General features: G+C 60.9%; 25 protein-coding genes and 1 pseudogene. 10 read left to right on the top strand and 16 right to left on the bottom strand.

Annotated features, from left to right (window positions below; genetic code table 11):
- Positions 1-73 precede the first annotated feature (73 nt).
- Positions 74-853 (top strand): hypothetical protein, encoded by a 780-nt coding sequence (locus DMX10_RS18240; protein ID WP_111262370.1) that lies wholly within the window; start codon positions 74-76, stop codon positions 851-853.
- Between the two features lie 160 nt (positions 854-1,013).
- Here DMX10_RS18240 and DMX10_RS18235 read toward each other — a convergent pair whose 3' ends face one another.
- The 15 genes from DMX10_RS18235 to DMX10_RS18165 all read right to left on the bottom strand — a co-directional run bounded on the left by DMX10_RS18235 (position 1,014) and on the right by DMX10_RS18165 (position 16,522).
- Positions 1,014-1,967, bottom strand: coding sequence for an SdiA-regulated domain-containing protein (locus DMX10_RS18235; RefSeq protein WP_111262369.1), 954 nt, complete (start codon positions 1,965-1,967; stop codon positions 1,014-1,016).
- Positions 1,968-2,037: 70 nt separating this feature from the next.
- A complete protein-coding gene (locus tag DMX10_RS18230; protein WP_236204953.1) occupies positions 2,038-3,501 on the bottom strand; it encodes a glycosyltransferase family 39 protein in 1,464 nt (487 codons plus the stop codon).
- A gap of 101 nt (positions 3,502-3,602) precedes the next feature.
- The gene (locus DMX10_RS18225; RefSeq protein WP_111262367.1) at positions 3,603-4,343 is read right to left on the bottom strand and encodes a glycosyltransferase family 2 protein; all 741 of its coding nucleotides are present in this window, start codon (positions 4,341-4,343) and stop codon (positions 3,603-3,605) included.
- Positions 4,344-4,408: 65 nt separating this feature from the next.
- A complete protein-coding gene (locus DMX10_RS18220; protein ID WP_256604832.1) occupies positions 4,409-5,110 on the bottom strand; it encodes a TVP38/TMEM64 family protein in 702 nt (233 codons plus the stop codon).
- 27 nt (positions 5,111-5,137) lie between these two features.
- Positions 5,138-6,133, bottom strand: a complete 996-nt coding sequence (locus DMX10_RS18215; protein WP_111262366.1) for an NAD-dependent epimerase — start codon at positions 6,131-6,133, stop codon at positions 5,138-5,140.
- The gene (locus DMX10_RS18210) at positions 6,130-7,470 is read right to left on the bottom strand and encodes a UDP-glucose/GDP-mannose dehydrogenase family protein (RefSeq protein ID WP_111262365.1); all 1,341 of its coding nucleotides are present in this window, start codon (positions 7,468-7,470) and stop codon (positions 6,130-6,132) included. Before DMX10_RS18210 ends, DMX10_RS18215 begins: the two co-directional genes overlap by 4 nt.
- Positions 7,471-7,676: 206 nt before the next feature.
- Positions 7,677-8,591 (bottom strand): hypothetical protein, encoded by a 915-nt coding sequence (locus tag DMX10_RS18205; RefSeq protein WP_236204885.1) that lies wholly within the window; start codon positions 8,589-8,591, stop codon positions 7,677-7,679.
- Positions 8,592-8,600: 9 nt separating this feature from the next.
- The gene (locus tag DMX10_RS18200; protein WP_146603030.1) at positions 8,601-9,188 is read right to left on the bottom strand and encodes a class I SAM-dependent methyltransferase; all 588 of its coding nucleotides are present in this window, start codon (positions 9,186-9,188) and stop codon (positions 8,601-8,603) included.
- Between the two features lie 179 nt (positions 9,189-9,367).
- Entirely contained in the window at positions 9,368-10,591 is a 1,224-nt protein-coding gene (locus DMX10_RS18195; RefSeq protein ID WP_111262381.1) for a HAMP domain-containing sensor histidine kinase, read from the bottom strand.
- A 110-nt stretch (positions 10,592-10,701) separates the two neighbouring features.
- Positions 10,702-11,493 carry a ChbG/HpnK family deacetylase gene (locus DMX10_RS18190; RefSeq protein WP_111262363.1) on the bottom strand — a complete coding sequence of 264 codons (792 nt, stop codon included), beginning with the start codon at positions 11,491-11,493 and terminating at the stop codon, positions 10,702-10,704.
- Positions 11,490-11,876, bottom strand: coding sequence for a GtrA family protein (locus DMX10_RS18185; RefSeq protein WP_111262362.1), 387 nt, complete (start codon positions 11,874-11,876; stop codon positions 11,490-11,492). The genes DMX10_RS18190 and DMX10_RS18185 overlap by 4 nt, the downstream gene beginning before the upstream one ends.
- Positions 11,873-12,871, bottom strand: a complete 999-nt coding sequence (locus DMX10_RS18180; protein WP_111262361.1) for a glycosyltransferase family 2 protein — start codon at positions 12,869-12,871, stop codon at positions 11,873-11,875. The genes DMX10_RS18185 and DMX10_RS18180 overlap by 4 nt, the downstream gene beginning before the upstream one ends.
- Positions 12,871-14,388: a glycosyltransferase family 39 protein gene (locus DMX10_RS18175; RefSeq protein ID WP_111262360.1), complete on the bottom strand. Its 1,518-nt coding sequence runs from the start codon at positions 14,386-14,388 to the stop codon at positions 12,871-12,873. Before DMX10_RS18175 ends, DMX10_RS18180 begins: the two co-directional genes overlap by 1 nt.
- 10 nt (positions 14,389-14,398) lie before the next feature.
- The gene (locus DMX10_RS18170; protein WP_111262359.1) at positions 14,399-16,048 is read right to left on the bottom strand and encodes a phosphoethanolamine transferase; all 1,650 of its coding nucleotides are present in this window, start codon (positions 16,046-16,048) and stop codon (positions 14,399-14,401) included.
- 147 nt (positions 16,049-16,195) lie between these two features.
- The gene (locus DMX10_RS18165) at positions 16,196-16,522 is read right to left on the bottom strand and encodes a helix-turn-helix domain-containing protein (RefSeq protein ID WP_111262358.1); all 327 of its coding nucleotides are present in this window, start codon (positions 16,520-16,522) and stop codon (positions 16,196-16,198) included.
- 114 nt (positions 16,523-16,636) lie between these two features.
- On the opposite strand from DMX10_RS18165, the gene DMX10_RS32535 reads away from it, so the two are divergent.
- The 9 genes and pseudogenes from DMX10_RS32535 (at position 16,637) to DMX10_RS18120 (ending at position 21,279) form a co-directional block, all read left to right on the top strand.
- On the top strand, positions 16,637-17,065 hold the full coding sequence (locus tag DMX10_RS32535) for a hypothetical protein (protein WP_146603029.1): 429 nt from the start codon (positions 16,637-16,639) through the stop codon (positions 17,063-17,065).
- Positions 17,007-17,281 (top strand): annotated as a pseudogene (locus tag DMX10_RS33645) (signal peptidase II). The gene DMX10_RS32535 and the pseudogene DMX10_RS33645 overlap by 59 nt, the downstream one beginning before the upstream one ends.
- 293 nt (positions 17,282-17,574) lie before the next feature.
- On the top strand, positions 17,575-17,811 hold the full coding sequence (locus tag DMX10_RS18150; protein WP_111262355.1) for a hypothetical protein: 237 nt from the start codon (positions 17,575-17,577) through the stop codon (positions 17,809-17,811).
- Between the two features lie 210 nt (positions 17,812-18,021).
- Positions 18,022-18,327 carry a hypothetical protein gene (locus DMX10_RS18145; RefSeq protein WP_111262354.1) on the top strand — a complete coding sequence of 102 codons (306 nt, stop codon included), beginning with the start codon at positions 18,022-18,024 and terminating at the stop codon, positions 18,325-18,327.
- A gap of 144 nt (positions 18,328-18,471) precedes the next feature.
- Positions 18,472-18,678 carry a hypothetical protein gene (locus DMX10_RS18140; RefSeq protein ID WP_146603028.1) on the top strand — a complete coding sequence of 69 codons (207 nt, stop codon included), beginning with the start codon at positions 18,472-18,474 and terminating at the stop codon, positions 18,676-18,678.
- Positions 18,679-19,155: 477 nt separating this feature from the next.
- Positions 19,156-19,398 (top strand): phage/plasmid replication protein, encoded by a 243-nt coding sequence (locus DMX10_RS18135; RefSeq protein ID WP_218281327.1) that lies wholly within the window; start codon positions 19,156-19,158, stop codon positions 19,396-19,398.
- Between the two features lie 205 nt (positions 19,399-19,603).
- The gene (locus DMX10_RS32530) at positions 19,604-19,966 is read left to right on the top strand and encodes a hypothetical protein (protein WP_146603027.1); all 363 of its coding nucleotides are present in this window, start codon (positions 19,604-19,606) and stop codon (positions 19,964-19,966) included.
- Positions 19,967-20,734: 768 nt separating this feature from the next.
- The gene (locus DMX10_RS18125; RefSeq protein WP_111262350.1) at positions 20,735-21,040 is read left to right on the top strand and encodes a hypothetical protein; all 306 of its coding nucleotides are present in this window, start codon (positions 20,735-20,737) and stop codon (positions 21,038-21,040) included.
- On the top strand, positions 21,040-21,279 hold the full coding sequence (locus tag DMX10_RS18120; RefSeq protein WP_111262349.1) for a hypothetical protein: 240 nt from the start codon (positions 21,040-21,042) through the stop codon (positions 21,277-21,279). Before DMX10_RS18125 ends, DMX10_RS18120 begins: the two co-directional genes overlap by 1 nt.
- A 378-nt stretch (positions 21,280-21,657) precedes the next feature.
- Here the strand turns inward: DMX10_RS18120 and DMX10_RS18115 are convergent, their stop codons facing one another.
- Positions 21,658-22,032, bottom strand: a complete 375-nt coding sequence (locus DMX10_RS18115; RefSeq protein WP_178082976.1) for a helix-turn-helix domain-containing protein — start codon at positions 22,030-22,032, stop codon at positions 21,658-21,660.
- Between the last annotated feature and the right edge of the window lie 18 nt (positions 22,033-22,050).

The raw sequence follows: 22,050 nt of genomic DNA, 5'->3' as shown, positions 1-22,050 counted from the left end.
CTCGGCGAGGGTAGTGGGAATACATGCATTCCGGCCCGCTTCGTACAACGAAAGACAACATGGAGGCTCCAGCATGAGCGAGGACAACGGTGTTTGGACCGATACCCTGCAGAACAAGGTTCCAGTGGTGACGTTGGTGTTCTGGGTGATCAAGATCCTGTCGACCACGGTGGGGGAGACGGGGGCGGACTTCCTGATCTTCAAGCTGCATGTCGGGCTGCCGCTGACGTCCCTGATCATGGGAGCGTTGCTGGTGGCGGTGATGCTCATCCAGTTGCGCAGCGAACGCTACGTGCCCTGGAAGTACTGGCTGGCTGTGGTGCAGGTGAGCATCTTCGGTACCCTGGTCACCGACAGCCTGGTGGATACCTACGGTGTGGCACTGACCGCCACTACCGCAGTGTTCAGCGTGCTGCTGGCAATGACCTTCGTGCTCTGGTTCGCTCAGGAGAAGACCCTGTCGATCCGGACCATCTATCCGGGAAGGAGGGAGCTTTTCTACTGGACGGCGATCCTGATGACCTTCGCGCTCGGCACCGCCGCCGGTGACCTGGTCGCGGAAGAGCTGAAGCTGGGCTATGCGGTCTCGGCCCTGGTCTTCGCCGGGTGCATCCTCGCCGTGGCGATCGCCCACTACTTCTTCCGCCTGAATGTCGTGACGGCCTTCTGGATCGCCTATGTGCTCACGCGGCCATTCGGAGCATCCGTGGGCGACTGGCTATCGCACTCGGCCAGGAAAGGCGGATTGGGGCTTGGAACAGTCGGCACCAGCGAGGTGTTTGCCGTCATCATTCTTGCCCTGGTGGGCTACCTGAGCTGGCGCGACCACCAGCAGGCCCAAGCCGGCAAGTGACCTGGGAAGGCGGGCGGCGAGAGCGACGTCCGCCCGTCGATACCTACCAGAATGATGTCCAGCACGATGAGGTCGTAATGCTGGGGCACCGCTGGAAATTCCTTATCTCGAGCGGGTGGCGGTTCGGTGCCACCGCCCCGGGGCTGCGATACCCAGGCGCTCAGTGCTTCTTGAAACGGTAGAAAAGATTGGGTTCGCTGACCACGTACAGCGTGCCCTGGTTGTCGAGGGTCAGCCCTTCGGGCTGGGGCGCATCGTGCTTCAGGTCATCGCCGCCTCGCAGCGAGCGGATGCTGACCGCCTTGCCGCTTCCGTTCAGCTCGATGACCAGCCGGGACTCATCGCTGAGTACCAGGAGGTGGCCGGTCCGCTGGTCGAAGTGAAGGTCCGAGATGTCCTTGGCGAAGACGCTGTCGGTTATCCAGTCGCTGAGGTCCTCGACCTTGACACGCATCCTGTGTCCCAGGCTCGCCTTGACCCCGCTGACCACGTAGAGCTTACGTGGGTCACGCTCCTTGGCGACGAACAGGCGGTCGTTCACCGCATCGTAGGTGATCCCTTCGAGCCCTTTGTTATGGGCACTGGAGGCCAGGGGAATGGCCAGGGTCTCGCAGTCTCGCTTGTCGATTCCTTCACCGGGGTGCTCAGGTATGTGGAAGAAGACAAGCTGCTGCTGTACCTCATCCACCACGGCCACTACGCCGTCCCCCATGTAGGTGATCCCTTCGACATCCTCGAATCCCACCAGCGGGTACTGGGCGGTGACCTTCCCGTCGAAATCCAACTCCAGCAGCCTGGGGGATGCGTTGGTGACGGCCAGCAGCTGGCGCCGGTCCTCGGCGAAGTCGATGGCGGAGAGGTCGTCATCAACACCGATGACCGGCATGGCCTCGATATCCACCTTGAAGTCTGGCAGCCAGAGGCTTTCCTGCCTCCACTGGTCCGCATTGAGGCGGCTGACGACATAGAACCAGACGCGGTCATGCCAGTGGAACTTGCCGGACGCCAGGACCAGCAGCGCCAAAGCCAGTGCACCCAGGCCATAGAGGCCGAGAGCGAGGAACCTGCGTCGCGGTCTGATACTGCGCACGTTGGGATCGATTGTGATGCTCATGCCGAGTCCTGTGCTGCGGGCACCCGGCTCGTGTCCCCGCAGCAGCGGAGCGCGAGTCCTGCCCATGGAGTCAATCGATCGGGTGTTTCCACGCGAAGTGGTACGGCCGGGTCGCATCCGGGTCACTGCACTGGCCGTTATCGGCGTCCTCCTGCACGAGGAACCAGTCTTCCTCATCGCCATCGCCGATCCGTTTCGCCTTGTCGGGTATGAAGCAACGGGCGAGCTCGTTCGGGCGGATCAAGGCGTAGTCAGCAGGGTTGGCGCGCAGCCATTCCGCCGCCTTCTCCGTCTGGTTCGGAGCCAGGACGCCGAAGTGGACGAGAGGCTGACGGGCATACAGCCAATGCCCCTCCTGCCATTGGGTCAGCACGAGTTGTGAACCCCGGGTGGCATCTGCGACGTTGGTCATCAGGAGATGCCTGGGGTTCACACCGTCCTTGATGGGCTCTATGAAGCCCCGCGCGAACCAGGCGAAGAACCAGAGCACCGTCAGTCCGATGAATACTTTCCGCGCGCGAGGCCTCTGGGCGAACCAGCGGCGCAGCAGCCAGGGGACAAGAGGGGCCATGGCCAGGACCAAGCCAGGAACGGCCGGGAAGATATAGATCTTGCGTTTGCCACTGCTGAAGCTGAAGAAGATCAGCACCAGGACCACCCAGCCCAGCAGTACCAGGTAGCGGCCATCCCGCCGGGCGAGCTGGCGCCGCCAGGCGGGGACCAGCCAGGGTAGGGCGAGGACCAGGGGCATCCAGTTCTTGGGGATGACGTGGGTGAAGAAATACCAGAACGGCTCGCGATGGTGCCAGGCGTCGGCATAGCGCTTGGCCGTCTGCCTCAGGAGTATCTCGTCGAGGTAGGCACGGCTGGCTTCGTCGCCGTACAGCGCTACCTTGATCACCAGCGGCAGCAGCCAGCTCGCGATGGCCGCCAGGGCAACCAGCAGGCCCAGTGCCCATGCCCCGCCGGCGCCCGGCATGCGCACGACACCGTTCCAGCCGCGCCGGGCGGCGTAGGCGTATGGGATCAGCATCAGCACGGGGAGGAATCCCACACCCTTGCTGATGATGCCGAAGCCCATGGCGGCGCAGGCCAGGTAGAACCAGCGCCAGGCGGGGCCGAGCAGCAGGTGGCGGGCCATCCCGTAGAAACCAAGAGCGATCCACAGCAGCAGGAAACCGTCGATCTGCCCCGCGCGCTGGATGCTGTAGGTCTGATAGGTGGCAAGGAACAGCAGGCCGGCGATCATGCCCACACGACGGTTCCACAGGCGTGTGCCCAGGTCATGCAGACACGCGGTGGCCACCATGCCGGCCAGCAGCGCGGGCAGGAACAGGGCGATGGTGGGCGGTATGCCCAGTTCGCTCAGGGCCGCGACGACCCACATGAACAACGGCGGCTTGTCGGGGTATATCTCGGCGGCACGATGGGGGATGAGCCAATCGCCGCTCTGCAGCATCTCCAGCGCCACGCCGAGGAAGCGCTCCTCGTCGACGTTGGAGGGGGCGCGCATGCCCAGGCCGGCGCTGATCATGGCCGCAGCCAGGAGTAACAGCAGGATCAGCGAGGCGCGGCTGCTGCGGATCAGCTCCCGGGGCTCTATACGGCCGATGGCGGGGGAGGTCTGGCCCATGTTCAGCCTTCCAACTCGCAGGGCGTGGTGTTTAAGCGCGTACGACGGATCAACCACCAGACGCCGAACAGGTCGAGTATCCCCACCAGCGCACGATCCAGGTTGCCGTAGTTGGAAACGCCGGCGCCACGGGGGCGGTGGTTCACCGGATGAACCAGCATCGCCCCTTGGTGGCGCTGGATCAGCGCGGGGATGAAGCGGTGCATGTGGTCGAAGTAGGGGAGCCTCAGGAAGGCGTCGCGCTCGATCAGCTTGAGCCCGCATCCGGTATCCGGCGTGTTGTCCCTGAGCAGGCGGCCGCGCAGGCGGTTGGCGAAACGGGAGGCCCAACGCTTGCTGGCGGTGTCCCGTCGATTCACGCGGTGCCCGGCGATCAACTTCAGGTTCCGTGGTGCCTGCGGTGAGCGTATGACCGCAAGCATCCCGGGGATGTCGGCCGGGTCGTTCTGGCCATCGCCGTCCAGGGTAGCGAGCCAGGTTCCGCAGGCCGCCTGCGCCGCGTGGTAGATTGAGGTGCTTTGCCCCAGGGAGCGGTCATGCTTCAGGACCCGCAGTTGCGGGTAGCCACCTCGCTTGAGGGCAACCAGGGCGTCGGAGGTGCCATCGGTGCTGCCGTCATCCACCACCAGCACCTCGAAGTCCTCGCCGGCGAGAGCCTGACGGATCTCTTCCAGCAGCGGGGGCAGGTTCTCGGCTTCATTCTTGGCCGGGATCAGTACGGAGAGGTAAGGCTTGGTCGGCATTCTGGCTCCATGCGTGAAAGTTGGGTTCGGGGCGACCGGCTCCGGCGGACGAGGGAGGGGTGGGCTCACGGGGTGTGCTCGACTTCGCCGAGCGACACGTCGACGCCATCGTCGATGCTCAGGCCGTGGCGGTGCCGGTGATACAGGTAGCCGCCAAGCAGGGCGGATATCACGAACAAACAGATTGCCGTGCCGATGCGCGCGGCCGGTGCCACATTGATGCCGCTGCCGACCAGGGTGAACACCAGCGTCTGCGGCAGGAAGCCGACAAAGCTGGCCGCCAGGAAGGGCACGAGGCGGATGCTCGAGATACCAGCGGCGAGATTCGTCAGTACGTTGCTGCCGACCGGCAGCAAGCGGATGAGCAGGGTCATCGAGAACGGATTCTGCTGGATGAAGCGATCGAAGCGCGCCGCGCGCCGGCCCAGCCGCCGGTGGAGGACCCCCCTGCCGAACAGCCGCGCGTACAGGAAGGTGATCAGGCAACCAAAGAGCGCCGCCGCCGCCCCGAGGAGCGTTCCGGACAGCAGCCCGAAGGCGTAGCCGGCGAGGAAGGCGATGATCTGCCGGGGCAGCCCCACCATGGTGAACAGGGCGCCCATGGCCAGGAACAGCAGGATGCCGGGGAGACCGCGGTCACGGATATGCGCGTCGATCCACGCCTCGTTGATGGCATTGCCCAGGTCGCTGCTGTCGAACAGGTAGCCGATCAACGCCAGGCTGAGGATCAGGCCCAGCCCCTTGAGCACCACGCGGGGGGTCAGCATGGGCGGGCTCCGGCGTACCGGATGGGCTCAGATACCATAGAACCCCCGATACCAATCGACGAAGCGTCCGACGCCTTCGCGCAGCGATGTGGTGGGGCGGAACCCCGTGCGCTCGGCCAGCGCGCTGACCTCCGCCCAGGTCTGCGGGACATCGCCCGGCTGCATGGGCCGCAACTGCCGTATGGCGGCCATGCCGGTGGCCGATTCGATGCATTCGACGAATTCCAGCAGCCTGACGGGCGAGCCGAGGCCGATGTTGAACAGGCGGTCGGTCGGGCCCTGGCGACGTTGCTCGGGCTCGTCCGCATAGGGGGGAGGGCAAGCCTGGACACGGACGATGCCTTCTACGACATCGTCGATGTAGGTGAAGTCCCGCGACATGTCGCCGTGGTTGTAGATCTCTATAGGGCGTCGTTCTAGCACTGCCTTGGTGAACTTGAAGGGCGCCATGTCGGGACGGCCCCATGGGCCGTAGACGGTGAAGAATCGCAGCCCGGTCAAGGGGATGCGATACAGGTGCGCATAGCTGTGCGCCATCAGTTCGTTGGCGCGCTTGGTCGCGGCATAGAGCGAGATCGGGTCGTCGACCGTGTCTCCGATGGCAAAGGGAACCTTGGCATTCATGCCATACACCGAACTGCTGGAGGCATAGACCAGGTGGCCGACCTTGGTCTGGCGGCAGCCCTCGAGCACGTTGATGAAGCCGCCCAGGTTGGCGTCGACATAGACGTGGGGGTTCTCCAGCGAATAGCGCACGCCCGCCTGCGCGGCGAGATGGATGACCCGGTCGAAGCGCTGGCGGTCGAACAGGGCCTGCATGCCTTGGCGATCGGCGATGTCTAGCTTGTGGAACTCGAACCCCGGCGCGCCGTGGAGCAGTTCCTCGAGACGGGCCCGCTTGAGGTCGACGCTGTAGTAGTCGTTGAGGTTGTCGACGCCCACCACCTGGTGCCCGGACCGGCAGAGACGCATGGCTGTGTGGAAACCGATGAAGCCGGCGGCGCCGGTGACCAGGAACCTCAACGGGAAGCCCCGGCGACGGCGCGCCCGATCGAGTAATAGCTGAGGTCCTCACGTGCCAGTTGCACGGGCTCGAAGATATTGCGCCCGTCGAAGACGACCCTGTCGACCAGCCGTTCACGGATCAGGGCGAAGTCGGCTATGCGGAAGTTCAGCCACTCGGTGAGGATGACCAGGGCGTTTGCACCCTCCAGTGCCGCCTCCTTGGTGTCGGTCAGTTGCAGGCCGAGGCGGTCGCCATAGAGCCTCCGGGCCTCATCCATGGCTTCGGGGTCGAACGCCTGGACGCGGGCGCCTACTGCCCAGAGCGATTCCAGCAGTACCCGGCTCGGTGCTTCGCGCATGTCGTTGGTGTTGGGTTTGAAGGACAGTCCCCAGAGCGCAAATGTCTTGCCGCGCAGGTCGCCCTGGTAATGTCGCTCGATGTTCTGGAACACCTTGTGCTTCTGCTGCTGGTTCACCGACTCCACCGCTTCCAGGAGCGCGGGGCGATAGCCGATGTCCATGGCGGTACGCTGCAGGGCCCGGATGTCCTTGGGGAAGCAGGAGCCGCCATAACCGCAGCCGGGGTAGATGAAGTCGTAGCCGATCCGCGGGTCGGAACCGATCCCCTTGCGCACCATCTCGATATCGGCGCCCAGGCGCTCTGCGAGATTGGCCATTTCGTTGATGAAGGAAATCTTGGTGGCTAGCATGCAGTTCGCCGCATACTTGGTCAGCTCGGCACTGCGGCTGTCCATGAAGATGAGTTTCTCCCGATGCCGGCTGAAGGGCTTGTTGATCTCCCGGAACAGCCCGAGGTCACATTCGCCGTCGATGCCGATGATGATCCGCTCGGGGCGCATGCAGTCGTCGACGGCCGAGCCTTCCTTGAGGAACTCAGGGTTGGAGACCACTTGGATGCGCAGCTGGCTCCCCTGGGCGACCAGGGCAGCGTCGATGAGCGCGCCGATGCGCTTCACGGTGCCCACGGGGGAGGTGGACTTGTTGATCACCACCTTGTCTTCGATGGCGTGCTCGGCAATGGTGCGGGCCACGGCAAAGACATGCCTCATGTCAGCGCTGCCATCCTCGTCGGGTGGGGTGCCTACGGAGATGTAGATGACCTTGGCGAAAGCTACGCCCTCATGGGCACTGGTTGTGAAGTGGAGGCGTCCAGCGGCGATGTTGCCCTGGAGCAGGGCCTCGAGCCCGGGCTCGTAGATCGGGGAGCGCCCTTGAGCGAGCAAGGCGATGCGTTCGACGTCGATGTCGACGCAGCAGACGCTATGCCCGACTTCTGCCAGGCACGCCGCCTGAGTCAGGCCGACATAGCCCGTTCCGAAAATGGATATCTTCATTCAGCTCCCGCCCGTCCCTTGTTCCTGAATGGCATCGTTGCGAGTGTTCCTACTCACTCCATGCGCCGGTCAGCCAAACTAGCCATCCACTCGTGAAAAATTCGTTACTCCCAGCTAATAGCCGATCATTGCCTGATTGGCCAAAAAGCATCGGGGCCGGAGCACGCGCGGCGATGAGTGGGCGATGTTCCGCGAAATTGCCAGACCTAGAGGCGCCCGAGCTCAAGCACGCGGTCGCGTCCCTGTTCAGCCACCAGGTATTGCCCAGGCGTCGCCTCGACGATCGTCTGCGGGGAGCGCAGGTGAGAGAGAACCACCTTCAGGTCACTCAACCCTTCCCAGAGGAAGACCCGGGCCATATGGGTCGCATCCTCGGTGATCCAAAGCCCTTCGAGATTGCACAGAAGGAAGCCGGGCTCGCGCAGACCGTCCAGCACCACAGGGTCGGAGCCATCGGCGAGCAACTGGCGGACATGGCCGTGGGTTTTCTCGGTGTAGAACAGACGCCCGTCCGGGCAGTGGGCCACCGATTCCGCCTCATCCAGGCCCGTACGTAGCGCGGTGACTTCATTCGTCTCGAAGTCGTAGCGGAGCAGGCGCCCTGTACCGTGGAGATCTTCTACCGCGTAGAGATAGTGCCCATCGGTGGCCATTCCCTCGACGCTATCGGCAGTGAAAAGCGACCGGGTACTTTGCTCGTCCATCCACAGCACGGGATGCTTGCCCTGTTCCTGGGTGAAGGCCACTCCGCCCCGATAACGAAGCATGCCATCCGGCTTGGACAGACCCGTCACCAGATGTTGCCGCTGACCATCACGCCCCACATGCAGAATGCTCCCTTTTCTGTCCTGGATCTCCTGGCTTACGAACAGCCCGCCATTACCGTCTGGAAGCAGCGCACTGGCGCGTTCGATGGATGTCAGGTGGACGTCGTAGGTCCAACCATGCGCGGCCGTGGCCGGATAGAAGTGGCGCCACGCCGGATAGGCGGCCAGTAGCAACACCAGGGCTATCAATGCCAGCGCTCGGCTGGTTCTCCGGCTGTACGGCCGGGATGGGATGGATGCAGTCCTCGCCTGCGAAGGGTTGCGCGTCCATTTCGAGCTGGCAGCCAATGTCATACCTGCACCTCAGGATGTTTTCCGCAGAATGTAGAAACGCCACATCGAGTACCCGGGCAGCAGGTCCATGTGAGAGAGGACGGTGAAGCCAACGTCCTGGAATTCCTCTTCGATCTGTCGCCTGGGCACGACGATGCGGGCCGACTGTCCTCTTTCCAGGGTCCGTTGCGATTCCAGGCGCTTGCGCCTCCAGGCCTGATAGTTGCCGTCGATCCAGAGCGAGATGATCAGGGTGTCGCGGGTAACCCGATGCAGTTCGCGCAGGACCTGCAGGCGTGACTGTGGATTCTCGATGCGTTGCAGGACACGAAGGCAGAAGATCGAATCCACGGCGTTCTCGCCAAGATCGATGTGCAGGGGTGGGTACTGAACCGCGACCTGTCCTGCAACGCCCGGATTCCGGGTCGTACGGCTCTGGGCCGAGGCACCGGCGAGGTCATCGCCCACGATGACGATCCGGTTGGGGTGGCGGGTCAGTACCTGCCAGAGGTGCCCGCTCCTGGACGACAGGTTGAGCACCAGGTTGGGCTCGCCGGCGTCGCTCAATGCCCGCCGTACCAGGCGCTCTTCGCGCCATGCGGTGAGACGGCCGGCCATGCCTGGGCCAGGTCGCCCGATGGGCGTTTCACCGTCGGCCCTAAGCGCTTTGACACCCGAGAAGTCCAGCACAAAGTGCTTCGTCCGAGGCTGTGACATTTAGGCTCCACTCCATGTATGAGTGAGCCAATCTAGGTGGAGCGCCGTACAGGCGAAGTCAAAAGCACGTGAAAATTGTGTCAACCCCCCATGCCCAGCTTCACGATGAAGCAACTGCCGGTCGCCAGGCTGGACTCCAGGGAAACTTCCCATCCCTGCTGCTGGCATATTCGCTTGACCAGCGAAAGGCCGAGGCCCAACCCCTCGCCCCGGGTCTGCTGGCCGCGCACGAAGCTTTGGAATATCCGTTCCTGCTCCTCCTCCGGGATCCCTTGTCCACTGTCCTCGACACGAAAGCCTTCTGCCATGAGGATGAGTTTGACGCTGCCCGTTTCGGTGTAGTGCAGGGCATTCCGGAGCAGGTTGGACATCACCGTACGTAGTTGTGGGCTCTCGTATCGACCTCGGCTCGTCCCTTCTTCCTCGATCGTGAACAAGAGCCCCTTTGCTTCGAATTGCGGGCTCCACAACCGATACTGCTCGACAGCGATATTTTCCAGAGCGACCTTGTCGCCCTGGACGCTGTTTCCCTGGCCGGCACGGGCGAGTCGCAGAAAGGTCTGCACCAGGTCGTTCATTTCAGCAGTCGCGCGCACGATACGGGCTATCAACGCCTGGTCGGCCGGCGTCAGATGCGGTGTCTCACGAAGGAGCTCGCACGAGGTGCTCACGATCATCAACGGTGTGCGCAATTCGTGGCTGACATCGCTGGTGAACAGCCGCTCACGCTCGAGCGAGAGGCGCAGTTGCCCCAGTGTCTCGTCGAAGGCTGCGGCCAGGTGGCCTATCTCGTCGTCGGGGTAGTCAGGTGCCAGCCGAGGCGCGACGGGGAGCAACTGATCGCGATGGCGGACCTGCTGTGCAAGCCGGCGCACCGGGATCATCACCTTGCGGGCAAGCAGCCGACCCAGCCCCCAGGACCCAATGACACTGAGAATGAATCCAGCGAGCACAACATCGAACATCGTCTGCTCGCGCGCCTCGAACTCGTGCTGGTCCTCCACGAGTAGGTCTTCATGCCCCTTATGGCTGCGCTTGTAGACATAGAAGGCTTCCTTGCCATCGACCATTTCGGAGAACCCCTCGGGGAGCCCCAGGAAACGCTGAGGTATGGCCAGGTTGCCTGAGCGGGTGCTGTAGTAGCGCGTGTTGGCATGGATACGAGATGCCTGCTCGATCTTGGGCTCTTCGTTGATGGTGAAATCCAGCTCCCGGACCAGTTCCTCAGATACCAGGTGCTCTTCCAGGAAGTGCACGATAGCGACGATCCCCAGGCAGAACATGCCGCTGACGATCAACGTCATCAGGACGAACGCGGTGATGATTCGCCGCTCAAGCGGCTGCTTGCTGGGTAGGAATATCAAGCAGGCTCTCCTGTCGGGGTCAAGGCGCAGTGGGGGAGGGTGGAAACGTGTTATCCGCGGAAGCCGGTGAGGAGCACCCGGTTCTCCAGGCAATGCTCGAGGAATTCGTTGCTACCCAGGTAGTGGTACTCCCAGGACCGTGCCGGTCCGATGGCGTCTCCGGCCTCGTTGTCGCCGGGGTGGCACATCAACAGGGCGCGCGTTGGGGCCAGTGCCAGCCACTGTGCCATCAGGTGCGGGAAACCAGCTGACGAGTCCAGGCTGTAGAGGCCGCCGAACCACGCCGGCAGCGCATACCCCAGAGCAGAAGCACGCGCTGAAAAGCCCATGCACATGGCTTTGAGCACGCCCGCCTTGAACCACGCGCGCCCTGCATGGCCAAGCCTGTCCGGACCTCGCAGATAGGGCTTCGGAGCTGTGCCCCAGCGCAGGCTAACCGCCTTGAACAGGGCCTCGCGAATGACCGGGAAGGCATGCACATGCTGATGACCGTCGATGAAATCCGGCAAGCGCTGGAAATGGCCCGAGAACAGGTCGATCTGCTCCAGCATGCGGTCTCGCAACCAGTCGCCGGAAAGACGCCGTGCCTGGCTGAGCAGCAACCAGTGGGAGAGGGGGCGTGCGCCGTCGTCGAAGGGATGGGTCAGGTTGAAATGCAGGCCAATATCGAGCCTGGCAGTTTCAGCCTGGGCCGCCAAGCCAGGCGCAAGCGATGGCCAGAGGGGGGACTGGCTCATGACGCTCGTAGCCGAGATGCGGCCGAGCTCCATCAGCCGAAGGATACGTTCGCTACTCGTCGCCGAGAGCGCGAAATCATCGGCGCACAGGATGATCTTCTTCATGTTGGGCGCGGTCCGTGAAAGGCCCAGAAGCGACCGAGCAGGAAGGTCACGCCCGCGACGGCCACCAACACCAACAACAGGGCTTCCCTGTAGCCGAGCTGGGTGAAGCGCAGCGTGAGGAAGTACAGGGCCTCGTTCAGACAGAATCCCAGGCACGACACCAGGAAAAAACGCGGCAACGCCTTGGCATGAGGGACGTGGCTGGCGTCGAATGTCCGGGTCCGGTGGCCCCAGTAACTGAGGGTAAAGGCCAGCAGGAACCCCAGGACATTGGCCTGCAGGGGGGCCAGGCCGGCGGGAACAAGCAACCCGGCGACCAGGGTGAAGTGCACGAACATCGCCAGCAAACCGACCACGCTGAACCAGAACAACTGTCGGCTCATTGACCAGCTCTCGGGCGATGTCGAGAAACCTGCCGAACCAGATAGGTAGGGCGCTGCTTCACCTCATCGAAGATGCGCCCGATGTACTCGCCCAGAATACCGACCGAAAACAGCTGCACGCCGCCGAGGAAGGTGATGGCTACCGACAGGGTCGGCCAGCCGGAAACCGGGTTTCCGAATAACAGGGTATGGCCCAGCTCCCAGCAGGCGTAGAGGATCGAGCACAGCGAGATGCAGCAACCAGCGAGCGTCCAGATGCGCAGCGGCATGTTGGAGAAGGCGGTGAGCCCCGTCATGCCGAGGGTCAGCAGGCGGCGGAAGTTGAAGCTGCTCTTGCCACCGCGTCGCTCTGCGGTCTCGCACTCCATCGCCAGCTGCGAGAAGCCGACCCAGTTGTAGAGCCCTTTCATGAAACGGTTTCGCTCGGGCATCTGCCGCAGGGCGTCCATCACACAGCGGTCCATCACCCGGAAGTCCTGGGTGTTCTCTGGAATGCGCTGAGGCGAGCCGAGGTTGACCAATATGTAGAAGGCGTGGGTGAAGAGGCGCTTTATCAGGCTCTCTCCGACACGGTCGGGGCGCACACCGTAGACCATGTCGTACCCTGCACGCCACTTTTCCAGAAATACCGGGACCATCTCTGGAGGGTGTTGGAAATCCCCGTCGATGAGTACCGCGACATCACCTTCGGCATGGTCGATGCCGGCGGTGAGCGCGATCTCCTTGCCGAAGTTTCGCGACAACTGCACCAGGACCACCGGCATCGAATCACATTCATCGAGCACCCGTAATGCGGTACCGTCGCGGCTGCCATCTTCCACCACCAGCAGCTCGTGACGGTAACCATGGTCGGTCAGCAAGCCATGCAGGGTGCGCAACAGGGCGCCGATGTTCTCCGCTTCGTTGAAGGCGGGAATTATGCAGCTGACGAGGGGGGACCTGGGACGTTCCCCGTTGCTGCAGGCCAGGCGATCAGGTTCTACGTAGGCATCCATCAGGGCATCTCCTTGCCAGTGGTTGGCGTCTCTTGCTCCGTGCGTGCATCGCCCAGGATCAGGACGGTGTCGCCCTTGACCTTGATCTCCGCCAGGCGCTCAAGCCTGCTTTGGAGTTCATTCGGCAACTCGGAGACATCCCCCGCGCTGACTGCGACGAAATTGCGCGCAGGGCCTAGCAGCCTCTTCAAAGCCTCGGCGTCATGAGTCGCGCGGGTGCGCCCCGATGAATAGAACTCCGAAGAGAACTCCCGCCGCTTGCTCCAGTAGATCAGCTGGCTGTCGGCGTCCGGCTGCAGGGCGTGCCATTGAGCGATGACGGCCTTCTGGGTGCGCAGCAGGCGCTCCGGAACCGCCGCCTGGAGCAAGATGAGGACGATGCCAAGCACCACCACGGCGATCGCCAGCCAGGGCAGCCGGGGAGGGGCGTCGTGCCGGCGGGTGCGGTTCCAGAGTTCGGCGAAGAGCAGGCAGGCAGCGGGCAGCATGGGCAGCGTGTAGGGAAAGATGATATTCCCTGACAGGCTGAAGAATGCCAGCGGCAAGCAGGCCCAGAGCAACAGGAAGGTCAACCAGCCGCCATCGTCGGCCGCCTGGGCCCGGGGCTGCTTGAGGCTGCGCCATATCCACAAGGGAGCGACCAGCGACCAGGGGAGCAGGGCGGCCACGGCGAACAGCCAGATCATCCCGTGCGGCGTGGCATGGGCGAAGCCGTATTTGTCACCTTGCCAGCCCGGGTCCAGGAAACGCTGCACATGCTCGCCCATGATGAAATAGTCGAGGAAGCCCGGCGTGCGTATCTCCGCCCAGATGTACCAGGGGACCGCCACCAGAGCTGCCAGCAGGGAGCCGCGGACCCAAGGAAGGCGTTGCCATAGTGGCAGCCATTGCCGACGCAGGAGCACCCAGAAGAAGAGCGGCATGCCGCTCAGCACAATGGCGATCGGCCCTTTTGCCAGCAACCCCAGACCAATGCCGAGGAAGAACGCGTAGCCCCAGATACCATCGCCATCCACCACGGCGCGCCAGAACGCGACCAGGATCAGGGTGGTGCAGAACACCAGGGCCGGGTCTGTCATCACCGCGCCGGCGGACACGAAAAAAAACAGGCTGCTGGCGAGCATCAGCACCGTGATAAGCGCCATGTCCCGGCCAGCCCGGCGAAAGACCAGCGACCCCACCAACCACAGCACACCCAATGACAGCAGCAGCGAAGGCAGCCGTACGGCGAACTCGGTCTGCCCCAGCAACCCCATGCTGAGCGCGGAGAGCCAGGTGGAAAGCGGCGGCTTGGCCCAGAAGGGAATGCCGTAGTCATGCAGCGGCGTTACCCAGTTGCCGGTTTCAAGCATCTTGCGGGCGATTTCGGCATAACGTGCTTCGGTGGTGTCGGTAAGGGGCACCCAGCCCATGAGCATCAGGCGCACCACCAGCAAGCCGTAGAGGGCACATAGGCTGATGCGTTGCCAGGCGAGGAGGGGAGAAGTAGTGGCGGTGGTGGAGTTGATACGTAGCATCCATGCGTTCCTATTCGATAGCCACGGAAGTGTTTGTCGTGGTGCCACGGCAGGCCGAGAACATGTCGAGCCCGCCCCGGTATTCACTGGTCTGTATCTGCAGCAGACCCAGAACAGAGTGGAAGAGATTGTCGTGGCTCAGCGCCTTGTCGCGTTCCATACGCAGGCATTCGAGATCCAGCCCGAAATCCTGCTGGTAGCTCTTGGAGAACCATGTTAGCAACGGCACGTGCTTTTGCTGGTCCGGGGCCAGCAGATAGGGCGTCCCGTGCAGGAAGAGGTTGTATTCGCCCAGGGATTCGCCGTGGTCGGAGAGGTAGATCATCGCTGTGTCGAAGCGGTCCTGGTTCCTGTTCAGCAGGTCGATCAGGCTCGACAGCAGGTAGTCGGTGTAGACCAGAGTGTTGTCGTAGGCATTGATGATGCTTTCCTGGCTGCAGTTGTTCAGGGCATTGCTGGTACATACCGGGCTGAATTTCTCGAACTGCTTCGGATAGCGCTTGAAGTACTCGGGCCCATGGCTGCCCACTTGGTGCAGGACGATCACCGAATCGTCCTTCATCTGGTCGATGTACTCCTGCAGGCCCGTGAGCAGGATTCCGTCATGACACTCGTCGGTGTTGCACAGCGCCGGGTCCTGCTCATGGCTCAGGTCCTGCAGCGCCACGCGATCACAAGTGCCCTTGCAGCCGGACTGATTGTCGCGCCAGGTAACCGCAAGGCCCGCGCGCTGGAGTACATCCAGCAGCCCTTCCTGGCTGCGGGCCTGGGCTGCGTCATAGCCGCTGCGCCCCATGTTGGAGAACATGCAGGGCACCGATACCGCCGTTTCTGTGCCACAGGAGCGCGCGTTGGCGAATGCAACGACGTCGGGCTGGGACTTCAGGGCAGGTGTCGTATCGCGTTCATAACCGAGGATGCCGAAGTTCTTCGCCCGGGCACTTTCGCCAACGACCAGCACGGTCAGGGACTTACGCTGGTGGGACTGCCAGGCAGGGGCCTTATGGGCATCGGTCGCGATAGGGCGCAGCGGTGCCTTGGCCACCGCCAGTTGTTCGCGCACGTAGCCGAACGAGGCGTTCAGGTAGTTGCTGGGCACCACCAGCAGCCGCAACTCGTGGTGGTTGCGGAAGAGGGAGGCCAGTCCTTGATAGTTGGCCAGGGCTACAACGCCAAGCACCACAAGTGAAGCGATGGCGATGGCCAACTTGCCCAGCAGTTCGCGCCCAAGCTTCTGATGCCTGACCGGTAACTTCCACAACAACCAAGACGGCAGTATTCCCAGGAGCACCACGAACAGAGCGAACTTCAGGGAGAGAAGTCCGCGGACCTCGTTCACGTCTGTTTCCATGACATTGCGCAGCATATTGGCGTCGATCAGTACGCCATACTGGCTCATGAAATAGGCGGCGCCGGAACTTGCCAGAAAGAGAGTTATCAGGAGGGGCTTGAAGACCCAGCGAAACGAGAACAGCACCAGAACAAAGTTGAAGATGGCCAGTACCATCACCCCGAATGCAATGCGCATAAGCATGCCACCAACATCGGACGGGACGATGTTGGCGATATGTTTCCACAGAGGGAAATTATAAAACGATAAAAATAGAGCGCTCGTCAGAAAGGCAAGCAGTTCAGGGCGAATCGAGATCTTCTTGAACATATCTATTAGGACTCATCGCGAGGCCGCATGCAGGCTGGCACTCCGTTCTGGAGAAAATTGGCGCATACGAACGCACTCGACGCATAGACCGGGTGCATCGCTATCTGATTGGTTCATGAAGCTGGCGTGAAGCGCTTACTTGATCGCTCATTTCAGCGGAAAACTTGAAACTTCGGCTTGCGCAAGAGCATCCAGCTCAGCCATCACTCGGGACAACAACTCATCGGGGCCGAGCGTATCGTCGAGCATCAGGTACGCTCTAGCCAGGACAGTCAGCGGGGCAACCCCGATGCAAGTGGAGATGAAGTCCAGATCGTCGATAGACACTGCCTTCTTTCCTTTCTCCAACACGCTGAGCGTGTGCTGGCTACGTCCGACCTCTGCCTGTGAAAAACCCTTGCTGATCCTGAACTCCTTCAGCGCCTTCCCCAGAGCCTTGGTGAGGTTGATCGACTCTTCATCGTTCGGTATCAAGAAACACTCCTTGGGCACAATACGGAGGGTTTGGTCGCTCCAGCACGCTCGAATAGTGAGAGAAGTAGTCTAAAATTCGGGGTATCAAAAAAACGTGAAAAATAAGTCAGCAGGATGTTGCATAACAAACAACACCTGGGGGGGGAGGAGGATTATGTTTGGCCTGATGCCAAGCGGCTTGGACATGTCACGTCAAATCTTTTGATACACCACGCAGTATTTTTACATCTTCGTGCTCAGGGCGAACTCAACGATGTTGTCATGTATCGAAATGCAACTGGACGTTGGCGGACCAATATATTCAACGAAAACAGAGTTGGGCGGATTGACCACCCAGGAGCGGAGGTAATAGCCATGCGCTCTCACACACCGGGAATTATTGCCCCCGATTTTCAAAGCAAGCCATTTAACAAGGAGCGCCAAGTTGATTTCTCAGGCGCGGGCGAAGTTCGTATTCTTGGCGTTGTCTGTTTCTGTCGTAGTCATGGACCAGATCACGAAACATGTGGTGGACGCACTATTGGAATATTCTCAGTTACTTGAGCTTTTTCCCGCACTGGCTCTGCAATTTTCCTACAACACAGGCGCAGCTTTTGGGGGCTTCAATTGCTGCTTTCTGCTGTGACCATCGTCATAGGGCTGATCCGGCGAACGACCCAGCCCATGTACGTGTTTCTGGGGTTCGCATTGACTCTTGGTGGCGCCATGGGAAATCTGATCGATCGCCTGGTCTTTGGTCATGTCATTGAGTTCGTGTAGCTACATTGGCGCGACCACGGCCTGCCGATCCTCAATGACTCGATTTTCTCGCTCAAAGGTATCGTGGCCTCGGCACAAGTTGGAGAATAAGGTTGATGATCGTCGGTGGAGATAACCATCAATTGAAGGACGATTCGGTGATCGTCCTGCGACAAAGGACATTCTTGGGCGTTGAAATCTGTGCCCTGGGCGCCTGCTGGGAAAATACGAAATTACCTATAATGGCGACCTTATGTTGAGCGCCGTCCGGACAATGCCAACGGCTCCGGGCGTCGCGTAACATAGGGTCGATTATGAGTGACCCCGTCTCCCTTCCGATCCCGCTGCACCTCGTCCGTGAAGCCCGTCTGTACGCAAAGCCCGGTTCCGATTTGGATGCCGTCTGTTACGTCCTGCAGGATTATCCCAACCTCGTTGCCGATCTGCGCCGGCTTCGCGCTCGCGTTCACCAGCTGGACGATGAGGCGCTGCAGTTCGATGACCGATTGGCTCGCCTGCAGGATGCCTGCAGAATGATCCTCGACCTGTAGTGCTAGCGTTTTTTGTTCTGCAGCTGCTGCTCCAGGGCGAAAATTGCTAGCACCGCCCATGAAGCTATCGACGGCTATTGCTAGCATTTTCTTCGCCGGCGCCAGGTGCCCGGGCTGTAAATTGCTAGCAATCCATTTGTTCGCCGTGCTAGCATTTTTGCACCTGGCGCGATCGATCCAGGACCAAAATTGCTAGCAGGGAGAAACAGCATGTCAGGCAAAACCCTCACCATTCGCGATCCCGACGTTGACGTTCTGCGCAACATCAAAATTCTTACCGGCAAGGGCACTGCATCGCAGGCGCTTATGGCCGGTGCTGCCTTGGCTATCCGCTTGAGTGATCAGGTTGCAGACCTCCGTGATGAGCTCGCGAAGGAACGGGAAAAGGTGGCCGTGCTGCAGCGTGTTCTCGCCGATGCCCATGGCGCCGCCGTCCAGTTGGCTGAAATTGCAGGGCAGGGTGATCTCTTCGATCCCAGCAACGTGCTTCGTCCGTCCGGCCGGAGGTTCATGTAATGGACCCTATCCGTGTCTTCCTGGCGGTCCTGGCGATTGCTGCAATTGGGTTCGTCTGCTTGATGGCGTGGTACCAGACCAAGAAGCTTTTTCGGGAGTGGATCGACCGTGATTACAAGTGACGACAGTTACAGGCTCGTCCACATGCTGTGGCGTATACGGTTCGCGAAATCTTGGGACGCGCTCAACCTGTACAGCCGTGACTATCTCGATGCCGTTAGGTCGCTTCGTGCTCTTGGCCGCGTCACCGATGATCAAGCTGATGTGCTCGATGATCTCGGCGAAAACTGCTTCTGGCACAGTCCCATTCGCTCCGGCGTCTATGCCGACTGGGGCCCTATCCCGTTTTGAGCTAGCAGTTTCCGTGCTCGAGCTGCTGTTCCAGGGCTAAATCTGCTAGCAATTTCACCTGCAGGTTTCGTCCAGGATCTCTCCAGCTGCTATCAGAAATCCCCGCCCCTCGGTGCACGTCCGCGAACTCGGCGTCGCCGCCGCTCAAGACCCACCCCGCGCAATGATTACCCCTCGGGTGCGTACTGCGGCAGCACATAGCGCACGCCGTCCAGGCATTCACATGTGCAGCAGATCTCCGAGGAAAAATCCCGCCGGTCTAGCCCAGCCGGGGCGGCTCGATGGTGGTGCGCAATCGGATTGCTCTTGCCGCTCGAGAGTTCGAAATGCTGAACATTGCGTTCAGCATGTTGCACGCAGCGCGGTGGGGGTGCTGTTACACCCCCACTTTGGTATGCAATCGCAGACTTTTCCCTTGCGCTCCCATTTCTCTACCTTTATAAAAGAATGGAAATCCATACCGGCCAAAAGCGAAAAATGACGATCACTCTCCCCATCAAGCTGCTCGATTTGCATGACGCGATTCTTGCCGAAGTTACCTCGTCCGTACCTTCGGCAAATGCAACTTTTGTTTATGCCGTCCAGTGGCGCGAGGGAAAGACTTTTGACCTTGCTAAAAGCGCTGTGAAGGTCCATCGGGCTCGCCTTAGGCGTCTTGGTATTGACATCGCTAAAGCTTACGACGGGGAGCTTATTTCGGTTCGTGACGCAGAGCGGTGAGGGCAGGGGAGTTGCCGCTTCCTTTGCTAATGAGTCATGGCCGGCCGTGAAGCCAAAGCGGGAGGGCTCCCGCTTGCGGGAGGGACCCGCGACGAGCGTCGCGGTCGTGCCTAAGTGAATCCAGCCCATGAGGGGCTAGATGCCGCCCTGGGGAGTTGCCGCTCCCCAAGGTGGCTACCAATAGCGATCTAAGTAGGAGATCGAAATGGCTAATGCAAATTTTACAGTTAGTCCCGCACCAGCAACGGCAGACGCTTTCCCGAAAGCGCTACTGTGCATGCCTGAACTTGAAAAAATATCATGTTCAATTCGCGGAAAGGCACTTCTTCATCCTCTCACTCTCATGGGTAAGCGTATCCGTAATGCTCAGCTCGTTAGTGCATGCAATATGGATGGCTATCCCTTCGCGCCTGAATCATCGATCGCTATTTCTACAGTTCTGGCTGTAAATCTCGGGAGTATCGAGCACGGCATCGAGTCGAGTTTGCTTTTGCAGGATGATGATGGCTCTGACCCGTATTACGTCGATCTTGCGGGTCTCACCATCCTCGAAGTTCTTTCGTCATGATCACTCACGCACGTGCTCGACTGGTGTCAGCAGTCTGCGCCAGTGAGCGGAGCGACCTGGCTCTGACTGCTGATACCAGTTACGTAGGTCGAATTGGCGGCGACGAGCGAGCTGACAAGCGAAGGAGTCGCCAATACGACCGAGTTCGCGGTCTAGCCGTAACCTTGCTTTAAACGCTTCCTGGGGCCGTTTCTGGCCTTTAAATTCTGAGCCCACTGACTCAGGCCTCCACAACCTTGGTTGCTCATAATGCGCGGCCTTATGTTCAGCGGCGTCCGGACCATGCGTAGCTCCGGGCGTCGGTTAACATAGGGCCTATTATGAGTGACCCTATTCCCCTCCTGATCCCGCCCCACCTCGTCCGCGAAGCCAGGCTCTACGCCAAGCCAGGCACTGACGCCGATGCTGTCTGTTACATCCTGCAGGATTACCCGAACGTCGTTGCGGATCTCCGGCGCCTTCGCTCCAGGGTCGCCCAACTGGACGATGAGGCACTCCAGTTCGATGTCCGACTTGCTCGCCTGCAGGACGCCTGCAGGATGATCCTTGACCTCTAGTGCTAGCGTTTTTCGTTCTGCAGCTGCAGATCCAGGGCGAAAATCGCTAGCACTTTGTCCCGCGGTTGCCGATAGCGATTGCTAGCATTTTGTTCGCCGGCGCCCGCGGCCCGGGCTGTAAATTGCTAGCAATTCACTCCAGCGTCGTGCTAGCATTTTTGCACCTGGTGCGATCGATCCAGGACCAAAATTGCTAGCAGGGAGAAACAGCATGTCAGGCAAAACCCTCACGATTCGCGACCCCGATGTCGACGTTCTGCGCAACATCAAAGTGCTCACCGACAAGGGCACGGCATCACAAGCGCTCATGGCAGGCGCAGCTATGGCCATCAACCTCAGCGATCAGGTCAGCGACCTGCGCCGTGAGCTCGCGAAGGAACGGGATAAGGTTGCCGTGCTGCAGCGCGTTCTCGCTGACGCCCACGGCGCCGCCATCCAGTTGGCCGAAATAGCAGGGCAGGGCGATATGTTCGATCCCAGCAACGTGCTGCGCCCGGCCGGCCGGAGGTTCGCCTGATGACCAGTGATGACAGCTACAGGCTCGTTCACATGCTGTGGCGCATTCGGTTCGCGAAATCCTGGGACGCGCTGAACCTGTACAGCCGTGACTATCTCGATGCCGTTAGGTCGCTGCGTGCCCTTGGCCGTGTCACCGACGATCAGGCTGATGTGCTCGATGACCTCGGCGAAAGCTGTTTCTGGCACAGCCCCATTCGTTCCGGCGACTATGCCGACTGGGGTCCTATCCCGTTCTGAGCTAGCAGTTTGCGTGCTCGAGCTGCTGTTCCAGGGCGAAATCTGCTAGCAATTTCACCTGCAGGTTTCGTCCAGGATCTCGCCCGCTGCTAGCAGAAGCTCCCGCCCCTCGGTGCACGTCCGCGAACTGGAGACTTTTCGCCGCTCCGTGCCCACCTCGCGCCATGATCACCCTCAGTTGCCCACTGCGGCATCCCATACAGCACGCCGTTAAGGCCCATTGCGGGCCCGTAGACCTCCGAGGAAAAACCCGCCCATCTAGCCCAGCGTGCCGTCACATCGTGGCGTACGCGCACGCTTTGAGGGGCTCCCGGGCTGACTTCGCGGCCCGGGAAAGTCGGTATAGGTAATACCCGACTTTTGTCTCATTTTTTTACCTCAATCCTCCTTTTCCAGCTCTTCCTGACTCATCGCCAGCAGCATGCCTTTCAGTGCCATGCGGAGCTGCCGCTTTTGCTCGTCTGGAAGGCGGTCCGCTGCGTTGAACAGCGCTCTCAGGTCCTCTGAAATCGACCTGTTTTTCGCTTCCATCATGATCTCATCGGTCGATATCCCTAGCGCTTGCGCCAAGGGTGCAATGTTCTCCGAGCGGGGTGAGTGTCTTGCACCTTCCCACCCCTTGTATGCCTCTAGGGAAACACCGGCCAGCTCTGCAACCTGTCTCTGAGTCAGGCCCTTGTTTTTCCTGGCCTTCCGCAAGGTCTCTGCGATGTTCATGTCGCCTCGTTCGTGCGCGTCGTGGTCGGTGCTCAATCGTATGTCCTTGATTTT

Source organism: Pseudomonas sp. 57B-090624 (assembly GCF_003234055.1).
GTDB lineage: Bacteria > Pseudomonadota > Gammaproteobacteria > Pseudomonadales > Pseudomonadaceae > Metapseudomonas > Metapseudomonas tohonis.
The sequence above is the reverse complement of the archived record's forward strand: the minus strand, read 5'-3'. Positions and strand labels throughout refer to the sequence as shown.